Raw genomic sequence first — 12,964 nt, 5'->3', positions numbered from 1 at the left:
GGGCCGAGGTGACCTCAGGCCGGGTGCCGGACGGCGTGCGGGTGGGCCGCACGAACGGGCCGGGTGACGCGAGGCGGACCGACGGACGGCGGTGTCGCGGCCCACGCGCGGGTGCCGGCCCCGAGGTGACCGGCCCGCAGGTCCAGCAGGTGGGCCACGGTGTCCACGTCCCGGCGCAGCCCGGGGGCGAGCACCGGCAGGTCGTGGAAGCCGTCGGCGAGGAAGCGGCGACGCGAGCCGGGCCCGAGGTGGGGACGGAAGTCGGCGGCCTCGGTCAGCGCCAGCAGGGTGGTGCCGGTGCCGTCGGCGTCCGGGACGACGGCCCGTGGGTACGATTCGGCGGCCGCCAGCGCCGCGTCGAACTCCGCCGGTCGGGCCGCGGCGAGATCGGCCATCACCACGGCCAGGCGCGCGTCGCCGTACGCCTCGCCGGCGAGCCGCAGCGCCGCGTCGACCTCCCGGTTCAACTCGGGCGGGCCGATCCGGCCGGCGACCACGGCGCCGCAGGCCAACGCCGTGGCGGTGACCTCCGGGTCGGTGGTGGCGACGACCACGGCGCGGACCCGCCGGGCCCAGGTCAGCCCACCGAGCACGTCGGTCAGCATCGCCCGGGCCAGCGCGGCACGGTCGGCGGCGGTCAGCCCCACACACCGGGTCTTGGCCGCCGCGAAGGACTTGGCGGGTACGACCACCACCCACGAGCCGGGTGTCACGTCTCCGGCTCCATCCGGGTCAACCGGCCGTACAGCTCGGGTCGGCGGTCGCGCAGGAACGGGCGACGGCGACGGGACAGGTCCACCAGGTCCAGGTCGACCTCGGCGACGGCGATGTCGTCGCGGTCGTCGGCGGCCTGGGCGAGGACGTCGCCGTTGGGGCCGTAGACCGCGCTCAGCCCGAAGTACTCCTTGGTGCCCTCGGTGCCGACCCGGTTCGCGCAGATCACGAAGAGGCCGTTGAACACGGCGTGCGCGCGCAGCTCCAACTGGAACACCTCGCGCATCGGCGCGCTCGCCGAGGCGACGGGTACGCAGAGCACCGACCCGCCGCGCAGGGCCACCACGCGGCTCAGTTCGGGGAAGTGCCGCTCGTAGCAGATGATGGTGCCGACCCCGGTCTCGCCGGTCTGCACCACGTCGGGCTCGGTGCCGCCCGGCTGGAAGTAGAACTTCTCCGGGAAGCCGTTGGAGAACGGCAGGTGCGACTTGCGGTACACCGACTTCAGTTCACCGTCGACGTAGGTGCAGGCGGTGTTGTGATAGACGCCGGGGACCTGGCCCGCCTCGAAGATCGACGAGACGACCGTCATCCGGTGCCGCTTCGACCGCTCGGCCGCCATGCGGTTCGACGGACCGTCGAGGCCCTCGGCGTACCGGAAGTAGTCCAGGTCGGGTTCGGGCTGGACGAACGGCACCGCGAACAGTTCCGGCAGCAGCAGGATGCGGGTGCCCTGGTCGGCGGCGGCGTCGATCAGGTCGGCGGCACGGCCGATCGTCTCGGTCCGGTCGTCGGTGGCGCGGAGTTGCAGGGCGGCGAGTTTCACGCGGGGACCTTTCCGACCGCCGGGGCGAGGCCGGTCAGAGCCAGCCCCGAACGGGTCTTGTACCGCTTGTTGACGCTGATCAGGACTGCGGTCAGGGGTTCCAGTTGGCGGGCCAGCCGCAACCGGCCGGCGTCGAGGGCACGGCCACCGGTCACGTCGACGGCGAGGGCCATCACCCGCTCCTTGGCGGCGACGTCGTCCCCGCAGACCAGGACGTCCTCGTGGCTCAGGTCGGCGTCCGGGTCGAGCAGGAGGGGGGCGGCCAGATGGTGGAACGCGCCGACCACGGTGGCCGACGGGACCAGCGCGGCGGCCTCCTCGGCGGCGCTGCCGGCCAGCACGGCGACGCCGTACGGGCCGTGGCGGTCGAAGCCGAGCGGGTTGACGCAGCTCACCACCAGCGTGTCGGCAAGTGCCGGGGCCAGTCCGGTGACCAGGTCGGCGTGCCCGTCGTAGGGCACGGCGAGCAGGACGACGTCGGCGTCGGTCGCCGCCGCGAGGTTGGTGGCGCCGGTGACGCGCGCGGCGCCGACCTGGCGGGACAACTCCTCGGCGGCGGCCTCGGCGCGTCCGGCGTCGCGGGAGCCGAGGACGACCCGGTGTCCGGCGCGGGCCAGGCGGTAGCCCAGCCCACGGCCCTGCGGGCCGGTGCCGCCGATCACGGCGACGCGGCAGGAGGGGTGGGTGCTCACCGGGTCACGCCTTCGCGGCCTGGGCGAGCCGGGTGAGGGTCTGCTCCTTGTCACCGAGCGTGGAGATGATCGGGCAGCGCACGCCCGCCTCCTGGTACGCCTGGAGCTTCTGGAAGGCGTCGTCGGTGGTGCCGCAGGCGGTGACGTTCTGCACCAGGCTGTTGGGGACCAGGTGCATCGCCCGCTTGATGTCCTCGGGCGTGGCGGGCCAGCCGGCGATCTCCTGCAAGCGGTCGACGAGTTCCCGATCCACCCCGCAGTGCTCCGCGATGTGCGGCTGCTGGCACAGATAGAGGGTGAGGAACGCCTTGCAGGCGTCGATGGCCTCCTGCGGGTCGTCGTCGTTGACGCTGCACGAGACGATCTGGGTCAGGTCGATGGCGTCGCGGCCGTCGGTCCGCTTGGCCAGGCCACGGCCGATCGCCTCCCGGGCACCCACCATGTACGACGGCGGGAGCAGGAAGTCCATGTGCACGCCGTCGCTGATCTCCCCGGCGAGTTCGAGCATCCGGGGACCGACCGCGCCGATGTAGATCGGGATGTCGACCGGCTTGTTCTCCCGGTACATGCTGTCGAAGCGCACGTCCTGCATCTGCACGAACTCGCCGTCGAAGTTGACGACCTCGTTGCGGAAGAACGCCTGGAGCACGCCGATGTACTCGCGCATCGACTTGAGCGGCTTGGACAGCGGCTGGCCGACCTTGGTCGCCAGCGGCTCCCACCAGGCGCCGATGCCCAGGATGGCCCGGCCCGGCGCGACCTCGTCCAGCGTCTTGAAGGTGACCGCCATCAGGGCCGCGTTGCGGCTCTTGTTGTTGACCACACCGGTGCCGATCTTCACGTTCCGCGTCTTGCTCGCGATGATCGCCGCCGGGACGATGCCGTCGCGGGCGAGTCGTCCCTCGGCGACCCAGACGGACTCGAACCCGTTCTGGTCGGCGAACTCGGCCTGCCAGTAGGTCTGTTCCAGGCTGAGTCGCTCACCGACGTGGATACCCAGGGGAAGTGTCATCTGTCCAGCTCCGCTCGTACGTGGTGCAGGGGATTCGGTGGGTCAGAGGAGACGCGGCGCGTCGCGGGTCAGGAAGGCACCCCGGCCGGGGGTGTCGATCCGCAGGCCGTCCGGGTCGACCAGGTGCGCGCCCCGGGAGAAGACGTGCACGGGTCGACCGGTCACGCGCATGCCCTCGTAGATGTTGTAGTCGGTGCGCGTGTGCGAGCCCGCCGCCGTGATCACGTGGTCGGCGGCCGGGTCCCAGATCACCAGGTCGGCGTCCGCCCCGACCGCGACGACGCCCTTGCGGGGGAACAGGCCGAACAGCTTGGCCGGTCGGGCGGCGACCAGGTCCACGAAGCGGCACGGGTCGATCACCCCGCTCACCACGCCGGACTGCCAGAGGACCATCAGTCGGTCCTCGACGCCGGGGACCCCGTTGGGCACCTTCGGGAAGTAGCCGGGGCTGCGCAGCTTCTGCGGCGGCAGGTCCTCGGGTTGGTGCAGGCAGAAGCCGGCGTGGTCGGTGGCGACGGTGGACAGGGCGCCGGTGGCGAGCATCCGCCAGAGGCCGTCCTGGTTGCTGCGTTCCCGGATCGGCGGGGAGCAGACGTACGCGGCGGCCCGCTCCCCCAGGTCGGCGTAGTCCTCGTAGGCCACCACGAGGTACTGCGGGCAGGTCTCGCCGTAGACCCGTGACCCGGCGGACCGGGCCCGGCTGATCTCGTCGGCCGCCTCCGCGCTGGAGACGTGCACCACGTACAGCGGTGTGCCGATGCTCTCGGCGAGCACGACGGCGCGGTGCACCGCCTCGGCCTCGGAGTCGTGCCCGTGCGCCCGCATGTGGAAGTTCTCGGCGGTCCGGCCGCTGTCCACCAGACGCCGCACCTCGCGGGCCACCATGTGCCCGTTCTCGGCGTGCACCATCGGCAGCACGTCGAGGTCGCGGGCCAGTTCGAAGCCGTCGAGCAGCTCGTCGTCGTCGACCATCTGGCCCGGGTAGGCCATGAAGAACTTCCAGCTCGTCGCGCCCTCGCCGACCAGCCGGCGCAGGTCGTCGAGGACGTCCGGCTGGGCGGCGCGGGGCGGGACGATGGCGTGCAGGCCGACGTCCACCACGGCCTTGGCCGCCGCCGTGTCCCGCCGCCGCAGGTACGTGTCGTACAGCGTCCGGTCGGGTTCCTTCTTGACGAAGTCGATGACCGTGGTGGTGCCGCCGCACGCCGCCGAGACCGTTCCGCTGTGGAAGTCGTCGGCGGTATGGGTGCTGAAGCCGTCGACCGGGTACTCCAAGTGGGTGTGCGCGTCGATGCCACCGGGCATGACCAGCTTGCCCGTCGCGTCCACCACGTGGTCGGCGGTCCAGTCCGTGCCGGTGCCGAGGGCGACGATCCGGCCGTCGCGTACCAGCACGTCGGCGCGGACCGCGGCGTCGGCGTTGACGACCGTGCCGTTGGTGATCAGCGTCGTCGGCATCGTGCCTCTCCTCTCCCCGGCGGGTCCGTCACCCGCCGCCGTCGCTCAGTTCTGGTAGTGCTCGTCGGCGAGGTCGAGCACCTCGTCCAGGACGCCGAGCGCCAGGTCGATCTCCTCGGCGTTGATGACCAGGGGCGGGGTCAGCCGCAGCACGTTGAAGTTGGCGGTCAGGTAGACGCCCCGCTGCATCGCGGCCTTGAGCAGCCGGCCGACCGGCGCGGCGGCCGGTCCCTTGGCGTTGAACGGCACGAGGGGTTCCCGGGTGTCGCGGTCGCGGACCAGCTCCACGCCGTAGAACAACCCCCGGCCCCGGATCTCGCCGATGCTCGGGTGGCGTTCCGCCAGCGTGGCCAGACCGGCACCGAGCCGCTCCCCCATCGCCCGGGCGTTCTCCACCACGCCCTCGTCCTGCATGATCCGCAGGGACGCCACGCCGGAGGCGCAGGCGAGCGGGTGCCCGGCGTACGTCAGGCCGCCCCAGAACATGTTGTCCCGCAGCCACTCGGAGATCCGGGTGGAGACCGTCATCGCGCCGAGCGGCACGTACCCGGAGTTCAGCCCCTTGGCCGTGGTGAGGATGTCCGGCACCACGTCCCAGTGGTCGCAGGCGAACCACTCGCCGGTACGCCCGAACCCCGCCATCACCTCGTCGAAGATGAGCAGGATGCCGTACCGGTCGCAGACCTCCCGCAGCGAGCGCAGGTAACCGTCCGGCGGGTAGAGCAGCCCGTTCGTGCCGGTGACCGGCTCGACGATCACGGCGGCGACGGTCTCCGGGTTCTCGTAGCGGAGGATCTCCTCCAGGTGCGGGCCGCCGGAGCAGACCGGGCACGGGTCGGGGTGCCCGGCCGGGCAGCGGTAGGTGTACGGGTCGAGCATCCGCACCACACCGCTCATCCCCGGCTCGGCCGCCCAGCGACGCGGGTCGCCGGTCAGCGACATAGCGCCCGCCGTGGCGCCGTGGTACGAGCGGTACCGCGCGATGACCTTCTGTCGGCCGGTGACGTGCCGGGCCAGCCGGACGGCGTTCTCGTTGGCCGCCGCGCCGCCGGTGGTGAAGAAGCTCATCTTGAGGTCACCGGGGGTGAGCCCGGCCATCATCTCGGCCAGTTCCGCGCGGGACCGCTCGGCGAAGCCGGGTCCGATGTAGCAGAGCTGTTCGGCCTGGGCGCGGATCGCCTCGACCAGTCGGGGGTGCTGGTGGCCCAGGTTCAGGTTGACCAGTTGGGACTGGAAGTCGAGGTACCGGCGGCCGTCGTAGTCCCAGAACCACGAACCGGATCCGCCGGCCACGGGGATGGGGTCGAGCGCACCCTGCACCGACCAGGAGTGGATGACGTACTCCTTGTCGATCTGCTTGAGGCGCTCGCTGGTCCAGGTGGTGGTGTCGGTGTCGGTGATGGTCATCGGCTGGCTCCGTCCCGTCGAGCGCTGGGTCAGTTGCTCTTGAGCTCGGCGCCGAAGGCGGCGAGGCGGGCCAGCGGGCGTCCGGTGTTCGACGCGGCGCAGACCACGAGGATCTCCCGGGGTCGGGGCACGTCGGCCACCTGGAGGGTCACCGTCTGGTGGTGCGAGCGGGTCTTGGAGTCCAGCTTGTGCTTGAGCGGGATGTCGATCGGGCTGCCGGGCACGCCGACCTTCTCGGCGGCGGGCAGCAGTTCGGTGCCGCCGGCTGCGGTGCGGAACACGTTGCCGAAGCGCAGGTTGTGGATCAGCGCCGAGCCGTGCTCGACCTCACCGTCGATGCCGACGAGCGCGGCCTTGCCGAACGCCTCGACCTCGGCGCCGAGCAGCTCGACGCAGGCGGGGCCGACCAGTTCGCCGATCTCCTGACCGATCTCGTCGGCGAGGGTGACCAGGTCCTGCACGTACTCGCTGGGGTAGGGATTCTCGATGACCACGCCGGCGAAGGCGACCCGGTGCACCGGCTGCACCGCTCTGCCGTTCTCCAGCCGCGTCTCTTCGAGGTGACGGATCAGCTTGCGAACCCGGATGCTCACGATCACTCCTTAGTGGTTCATTGGATGAACCATTGGTTCATATCCTGGCGTTGCAGAGGGAGCGAGTCAATAGCCCCCAGGGACGTATCCGGCTATCCGGCGAGGTTCACCTGTCGCCGTCCACGCAGGTCAGCGCGGTGACGGCAGCACCGCTGGCACGGCGTGGTCACCGGTCACATAGAGATCGGTCCGCCGGTCGGCCAGCGGTTGGTTGAACGGGTTGTGCCACCGTTGCGCCCGCGTACCGATCAGGTCCACCTCGGCCAGCACGAGTTCCTCGCGGTCCCCGCTGGCCGGGCCGGCGATCGGCCAGCCGTCCGGTCCGACCAGGACGGACCGGCCGACGAAGGGTTGGCCGTTCTCCACCCCGATCCGGCTGATCCCGGCCACGTAACACTGGTTGGAGTGCGCCCCGGTCATGCACATCAGGTTCGCCATCGCGGGCGCCGTCGTCGGCTGTCCCGGCACCGGCACCCAGTTCGACGGCAGCACCACCAGGTCGGCGCCCTGCAACGCGGCACTGCGGAACGTCTCGGGGAACCAAGCGTCGTAACAGATCCCGATGCCGATGCGGCCCAGCGGCGTGTCGTAGACCGGGAAACCGTCGGCGTTGCGGTCGTAGATCTCCTTCTCGTCGTTCCACAGGTGGGCCTTGCGGAACGTGCCGAGGTGCCCGGTCGGACCGAGCAGCACCGCCGAGTTGAAGACCGCGTCGCCGTCCCGCTCGGTCACCCCGCCGACGATCCACACGTCCAGCTCGGCGGCGAGCCGCGCCCACGCGGTGACCGTCGGCCCGTCCGGCACCGGCTGGGCGTACCGGGCCGCTTCCGCCCGGTCGGCGAAGACGTACCCCGCCGAGGCCGCCTCGGGCAGCACCACGAGTCGGGCTCCCCGGTCGGCCGCCGCCCGGATCCAGGCGGAGGTGCCGGCGATGTTCGCCGCGACGTCGCCGAAGACCGGCGCCATCTGCACCCCGGCGAGCAGGAAGCGGGTCACCATGGCGCCCGCACCGCCGCATACTTGACGAACAGGTACTCGTCGATGCCGACCGCCCCGCCCTCGCGGCCCGTCCCGGACTGCTTGACGCCGCCGAAGGGGGCCGCCGGGTTGGAGATGACGCCCTGGTTGAGCCCCACCATCCCGCTCTCCAGCCGCTCGGTCACCCGCAGCCCCCGGCCCAGGTTCTCGGTGAAGACGTACGCGGCCAGCCCGTACTCGGAGTCGTTGGCCAGGCCGACCGCCTCGTCCTCGTCGTCGAAGACCACCACCGGGGCGACCGGGCCGAAGATCTCCTCGCGGACGCACCGGGCGCGCTCCGGCACGCCGGAGAGCACGGTCGGCGCGAAGAAGTGCCCGGCTCCCTCGACCGGCCCGCCACCGGTGACGACCGCCGCACCCGCCTGCGTGGCGTCGGCGACCAGCTCGGCGACCGAGGTCACCGCGACGCCGTCGATGAGCGGCCCCACGTCGGTCGACGGGTCCAGCCCGTGCCCGACACGCAGCCCGCCCAGCCGTTCGGCGAGCGCCTCGACGAAGTGCGGCGCCACGGAGCGGTGCACGTAGAACCGGTTCGCCGCGGTGCACGCCTCACCGACGTTGCGCATCTTGGCCTGGACCGCCCCCTCGACGGCCAGGTCGAGGTCGGCGTCGCCGAAGACCAGGAACGGCGCGTTCCCGCCCAGTTCCATCGAGGTACGCAGCACCCGCTCGGCGGACTGGGCCAGCAGGGTCCGGCCGACCGGGGTCGAACCGGTGAACGACAGCTTGCGCAACCGCTCGTCGGTGAGCAGGGCCGAGGTGACCCGGCCGGACTGCGAGGTGGTGATCACGTTGACCACGCCCCGGGGCAGGCCCGCCTCCTCCAGGATCCGCACCAGCGCCAACATGGACAACGGCGTCTGCTTGGCCGGCTTGACCACGACGGTGCACCCGGCCGCCAGGGCGGGACCGATCTTGCGGGTGCCCATCGCCATCGGGAAGTTCCACGGGGTCACCAGCAGGCAGGGGCCGACCGGTTGGCGCATCACCACGACCCGCGAGTTGCCGCCCGGCGCCGGCAGGTAGCCGCCGTCGATGCGGACCGCCTCCTCGGCGAACCAGCGCAGGAACTCGGCGGCGTAAGCCACCTCGGCCTGGGACTCGGCGAACGCCTTGCCCATCTCCAGGGTCATCATCCGGGCCAGGTCGTCACGGCGCTCGATGATCAGGTCGAACGCCCGGCGCAACACCTCGCCCCGTTCCCGGGGCGGCGTCGCGGCCCACCCGGCCTGGGCCCGGGCGGCGGCGGCCAACGCGTCCCGCCCGTCCTCGACCGAGGCGTCCGCCACCTCGGCGATGGTGGTGCCGGTCGCCGGGTCCTCCACGGGCAGGACGGCACCGTCCCGGCCCGCACGCCACTCGCCGTCGACGTACAGCCCCTTGGGGGTCTTGTCGACCACCGTCAGTGCCGCCGCCAACACCTCGGCTGGTACGGCCATTGTCTCCTCCTTCACCGCACGCGTGGACGAGCCGTGCGGTCGGCGGGTGCCCTAGCGTCTGGCGAAGGCACTCGGAATGTCGATGTCTGCGTTACTGAGCAGGTCGGTGAGCTGCCGGGCGGCCTTGATCACCGACTCCGCCATGGTGTCGATGCGCTCGCGGGTGATCCGGTACGTCGGCCCACCGATCCAGACCGCGTACGGCGTGGTGCCGCGCAGCCGCACCGGCGCGGCGACCGACGCCGCCCCCACCTCGAGTTCGTCGTACGCGAAGGCGAACCCGCGCTCCCGGACCGCGTCCAGCGAGGCCACGAAGGACTCCAGGTCGCCCACCTCCGGCGGGGCGTGCTCGGCGAACTCCTCGGTGAAGTCCTCCCACACCGACTCCGCGCTCAGCGCCGCCAGCAGCACCTTGCCGGTGGAGGTGGCCCAGACCGGCTGGGTACGGGGTACCGGCTTGAGCGTCTGCCCGATCAGCGACGGACCCGGCACCTGCGCCACGACCATCACCTGCGGCGGCAGCAGCACGTCGAAGCCGGCCGTCTCCCGGGTCTCCTCGGCGAGGTTGCGCAGCACCTCCCGCATGTGGCCGTAGGCGCCACCGCCGTCGAGCAGTCCGCCCACGATGGAGAGCAGACCGAGGGACACCCGGTAGCGACGGGTGATCGGATCCAGGGTGAGCCAGCTCTCCCGCTCCAGCACGGTGAGCACCCGGTAGCAGGTGGCCTTCGGGATACCCGCCTCGCGGGCGACCTCGCTGAGCCCGACACCTTCCGGGTGCGCCGCCACCGCCCGCAGGAGCCAGATCGTGCGTCGCACCAGGCCCGCCTCACTGGGCGCCATCGCTACCTCCATCAATCGCCGTCAGCCGTGAGATACGGCCCACATCTTGGCAGAAGCCATCGGCTGCGGTCGGGTGCCGAACGGTGGGGACCGCCCGGCACCCGACCGCTCGCCTACCTGCCGCCTTCCGTGATCGTCACGGTCTGCGGGGTGTAGGAGTTGCCGTTGGCGTCGAAGCCGTCAGCGGTGAGTTCCTCGTTGGCGCGCTTCGACAGGTCGGTGCGGAACGCGTCGGAGTCCGGCACGCCCTTGAGCACGCCGCCGCCCATCGCGATCTTGATCGTCTGGTCCCAGGCCGCCTGGTCCATCATCCCGACGCCGTTGGCGGCCGGCCAGATCAGCTTGTTGATCTCGTTGAGCATCCAGGTCTGGTGTCCCTTGCCCAACGCGCTGCCGGCGTTGAGCACGATGTCCACGCAGTCGTCCAGCTCGTCGCGGCAGAAGCCCCAGCCCCGGTAGGACGCCTTGAGGAACTTCACCGCCGTGTCCTGGTTGGCCTGCTCGTTGAGCCAGTCACCCCGGGCGTAGACGCCGTCCTCAAGGCTGGTGTAGCCGGCGTCCTGGAGGTTGATCACGGAGAAGTCCGACGGCTGGTAGAGCTGACCGGTGTCCGGGTTCTTGGTCTCCAGCAGTTGGGCGTACTCGTTGTAGGTCTTGGCCTGGGCAGCGTCGACCTCCTTGCGCAGCAGCAGCGACATGTCGAACGGCTGCTGGATGATCTCGGCGTCCTTGGTCGGGTCGACACCGGCGTCCTTCATCGCGGCGAACAGCACGAGTTCGTTGCCGTAGCCCCAGCTCCCGACCTTCTTGCCCTTGAGGTCGGTCAGCTCCTTGATGCCGGAGTCGGCCCAGGCGACCTGGAGGTACGCGCCGCGCTGGAACACCTGGCCGATGTTGACCAGGTCCGCGCCCTGTTCCCGGGTGACCATCGTCTTGGTGACGTGGCTGACCGCGAACTCGGCGTTGCCGGCGGAGAGCACCTGCTGGGGGACGATGTTGACGCCGCCCTCCTGGATGGTGACGTCGAGGCACTCCTCGGCGTAGTACCCCTTCTCCTTCGCCGCGTAGTAGCCGGCGAACTGGGCCTGGGCGACCCACTGGAGCACCACCCGGACCTTGGTGGTCGACTCACAGTTCTTGGCGGCCTCGGCCGCGGACTCGCTCGGGCCGTCGGACATGCCTCCGCAGGCCGAGGCGGCGAGCAGGACGGCGGTGAGCGTGGCGGCGATCGTGATCGGGCGGTTCCTCCGCGAGGTCCGCCGTAGGTGCAGGGCCATATCTGACTCCAACATTTCGTGGGGGATCCGGGCTTTCAGGAGTCGCTGTCGTGCAGGGACTCGTGCCAGGGCATCAGGAGGCGTTCCAAGAGGGACGTGGCACCGAACAGCAGCAGACCGAGGGCACTGGCCACGGCGATCCCGGCCCAGGCGTACTCGAAGCGGGGCAGGGCCGCCTGGTAGGCGATATACACCCCGAGCGCGTTGCTCGGTCCACCGAAGTACTCGGTCACGATCACGCCGATCACGGCGAGCGTGCTGCCGAGTTTGAGCGCGTTGAACAGGTACGGCAACGCGTTGGGCAGCCGCAGCATGAGCGCCACCTGTCGAGGCTGTGCCGCGAGCGACTGCATGATCTCCAGGTGCAGGGGTGAGACCTGGAGAAGGCCCCTGGTGGTGTTGACCAGGACCGGGAAGAAGACCATCACCGCGGCCACGCCGGCCTTGGACATCGGGTTGGTAACCCCGAACCAGTTGTTGAAGATCGGCGCGAGAGCCACGATCGGGGCGCAGTTGATGATGACGGCGGCGGTCAGCACCGGGCCGGACACGCCCGGGAAGCGGCTGAGCGCCAGGGCCACCGAGACCCCGGCGACCGCGCCGAGGAGCAGACCGAGGAGCACCGCCCGCACGGTGATCACCGAGGCCGACATGATCGTGCCGAACTCGGAGCGGAACGCGGACGAGATCTCCACCGGCGCCGGCACGATGAACGACGGGACGTCGAAGATCGTGACGGCCAACTGCCACGAGCCGAGGATCACCACGGCGGTGAGCACGACCGGCAGGAACCGGCCGACGGCCGTCCGGAGCCCGGCGGCGGACGGGGCGGTCCGGGTGAGGGGCGTGGTGCTCATCGGGCCGCCTGCTCGGCCGGGACGCCGTGCAGCGCCGCGCGCACCTCGGTGACCTTGGCGAAGTACGCGTCGGTGGTCCGGGTCGCCGCGGTGCGCGGGTACGGCAGGTCGACGTCGATGCTGGCGGCGATGCGACCGGGACGGGCGGACATCACGACGATCCGCGAGGAGAGGAAGACCGCCTCGGAGATGCTGTGCGTGACGAAGACGACCGTGGTGCGGGTGTCCGACCAGATCCGCAGCAGCTCGCCCTGCAGGCGTTCCCGGTTCATCTCGTCGAGCGCGCCCAGCGGCTCGTCCATGAAAAGGATCTCCGGGTCGGCCGACAGCGCGCGGGCGATCGCCACCCGCTGCTGCATGCCGCCGGAGAGCTGCCAGGGGAAGTGGCGGGAGAAGTCGGAGAGGCGGACCAGGTCCAGCATCTCGTGGGCCTTGGCCCGCCGGGTCGCCTTGTCCACGCCGGCCACCTGCAACGGCAGTTCGACGTTGCGCTGCACGGTCCGCCACTCGAAGAGGCCGGCCTGCTGGAAGACCATGCCGTAGTCCCGGTCCAACCGGGACGCGGCCGGCGGCTTGCCGTTGAGCGACACCGTGCCGTCGGTCGGCTCGGTGAGGTCCGCCAGGATCCGCAGCAGGGTGCTCTTGCCGCAGCCGCTGGGCCCCAGCAGGGACACGAACTCGCCCCGCTCGATCGACAGGTCGATGTCCTCAAGCGCCGTCACCGTACGGTCTCCGCCGGTGAACTGCTTGGTGACTCCTCGCACGGAAATGATCGCGGCCTCAGACATCAGCGTCTCTCCAGGTGTTG

13 protein-coding genes are annotated in these 12,964 nt (G+C 71.0%); all 13 read right to left on the bottom strand.

From position 1 onward, the window contains the following. Positions 1-14: 14 nt before the first annotated feature. The 13 genes from cofC to ACWDVW_RS11085 all read right to left on the bottom strand — a co-directional run bounded on the left by cofC (position 15) and on the right by ACWDVW_RS11085 (position 12,944). Complete coding sequence (gene cofC / locus ACWDVW_RS11145; RefSeq protein WP_449946885.1) at positions 15-713, bottom strand: 2-phospho-L-lactate guanylyltransferase; 699 nt, start codon at positions 711-713, stop codon at positions 15-17. Then, a complete protein-coding gene (locus ACWDVW_RS11140; RefSeq protein WP_131053162.1) occupies positions 710-1,540 on the bottom strand; it encodes a nitrilase-related carbon-nitrogen hydrolase in 831 nt (276 codons plus the stop codon). The genes cofC and ACWDVW_RS11140 overlap by 4 nt, the downstream gene beginning before the upstream one ends. Then, entirely contained in the window at positions 1,537-2,232 is a 696-nt protein-coding gene (gene npdG, locus ACWDVW_RS11135) for an NADPH-dependent F420 reductase (protein WP_449946882.1), read from the bottom strand. Before npdG ends, ACWDVW_RS11140 begins: the two co-directional genes overlap by 4 nt. 4 nt (positions 2,233-2,236) lie before the next feature. Then, positions 2,237-3,244 carry an LLM class flavin-dependent oxidoreductase gene (locus ACWDVW_RS11130; protein WP_449946880.1) on the bottom strand — a complete coding sequence of 336 codons (1,008 nt, stop codon included), beginning with the start codon at positions 3,242-3,244 and terminating at the stop codon, positions 2,237-2,239. Positions 3,245-3,286: 42 nt separating this feature from the next. After that, positions 3,287-4,702 (bottom strand): dihydropyrimidinase, encoded by a 1,416-nt coding sequence (gene hydA / locus ACWDVW_RS11125; protein ID WP_449946878.1) that lies wholly within the window; start codon positions 4,700-4,702, stop codon positions 3,287-3,289. A gap of 45 nt (positions 4,703-4,747) precedes the next feature. Beyond that, positions 4,748-6,109: an aminotransferase class III-fold pyridoxal phosphate-dependent enzyme gene (locus tag ACWDVW_RS11120; RefSeq protein WP_449946876.1), complete on the bottom strand. Its 1,362-nt coding sequence runs from the start codon at positions 6,107-6,109 to the stop codon at positions 4,748-4,750. 29 nt (positions 6,110-6,138) lie between these two features. Beyond that, positions 6,139-6,702, bottom strand: coding sequence for an amino acid synthesis family protein (locus tag ACWDVW_RS11115; protein ID WP_199489138.1), 564 nt, complete (start codon positions 6,700-6,702; stop codon positions 6,139-6,141). A gap of 129 nt (positions 6,703-6,831) precedes the next feature. Beyond that, positions 6,832-7,701: a nitrilase family protein gene (locus tag ACWDVW_RS11110; protein ID WP_449946874.1), complete on the bottom strand. Its 870-nt coding sequence runs from the start codon at positions 7,699-7,701 to the stop codon at positions 6,832-6,834. Then, positions 7,695-9,179, bottom strand: coding sequence for an NAD-dependent succinate-semialdehyde dehydrogenase (locus tag ACWDVW_RS11105; protein ID WP_449946872.1), 1,485 nt, complete (start codon positions 9,177-9,179; stop codon positions 7,695-7,697). Before ACWDVW_RS11105 ends, ACWDVW_RS11110 begins: the two co-directional genes overlap by 7 nt. 51 nt (positions 9,180-9,230) lie before the next feature. Continuing rightward, on the bottom strand, positions 9,231-10,022 hold the full coding sequence (locus ACWDVW_RS11100; protein ID WP_449946871.1) for an IclR family transcriptional regulator: 792 nt from the start codon (positions 10,020-10,022) through the stop codon (positions 9,231-9,233). Between the two features lie 113 nt (positions 10,023-10,135). Continuing rightward, positions 10,136-11,314, bottom strand: a complete 1,179-nt coding sequence (locus ACWDVW_RS11095) for an ABC transporter substrate-binding protein (protein ID WP_449946869.1) — start codon at positions 11,312-11,314, stop codon at positions 10,136-10,138. Positions 11,315-11,334: 20 nt separating this feature from the next. Then, entirely contained in the window at positions 11,335-12,156 is an 822-nt protein-coding gene (locus tag ACWDVW_RS11090) for an ABC transporter permease (RefSeq protein ID WP_449946867.1), read from the bottom strand. After that, positions 12,153-12,944, bottom strand: coding sequence for an ABC transporter ATP-binding protein (locus tag ACWDVW_RS11085; protein ID WP_449946865.1), 792 nt, complete (start codon positions 12,942-12,944; stop codon positions 12,153-12,155). Before ACWDVW_RS11085 ends, ACWDVW_RS11090 begins: the two co-directional genes overlap by 4 nt. Positions 12,945-12,964: the final 20 nt, after the last annotated feature.

This window comes from Micromonospora sp. NPDC003241, assembly GCF_053589795.1.
Note: the sequence above shows the minus strand (reverse complement) of the source record. Positions and strands in the feature narration are given on the sequence as shown.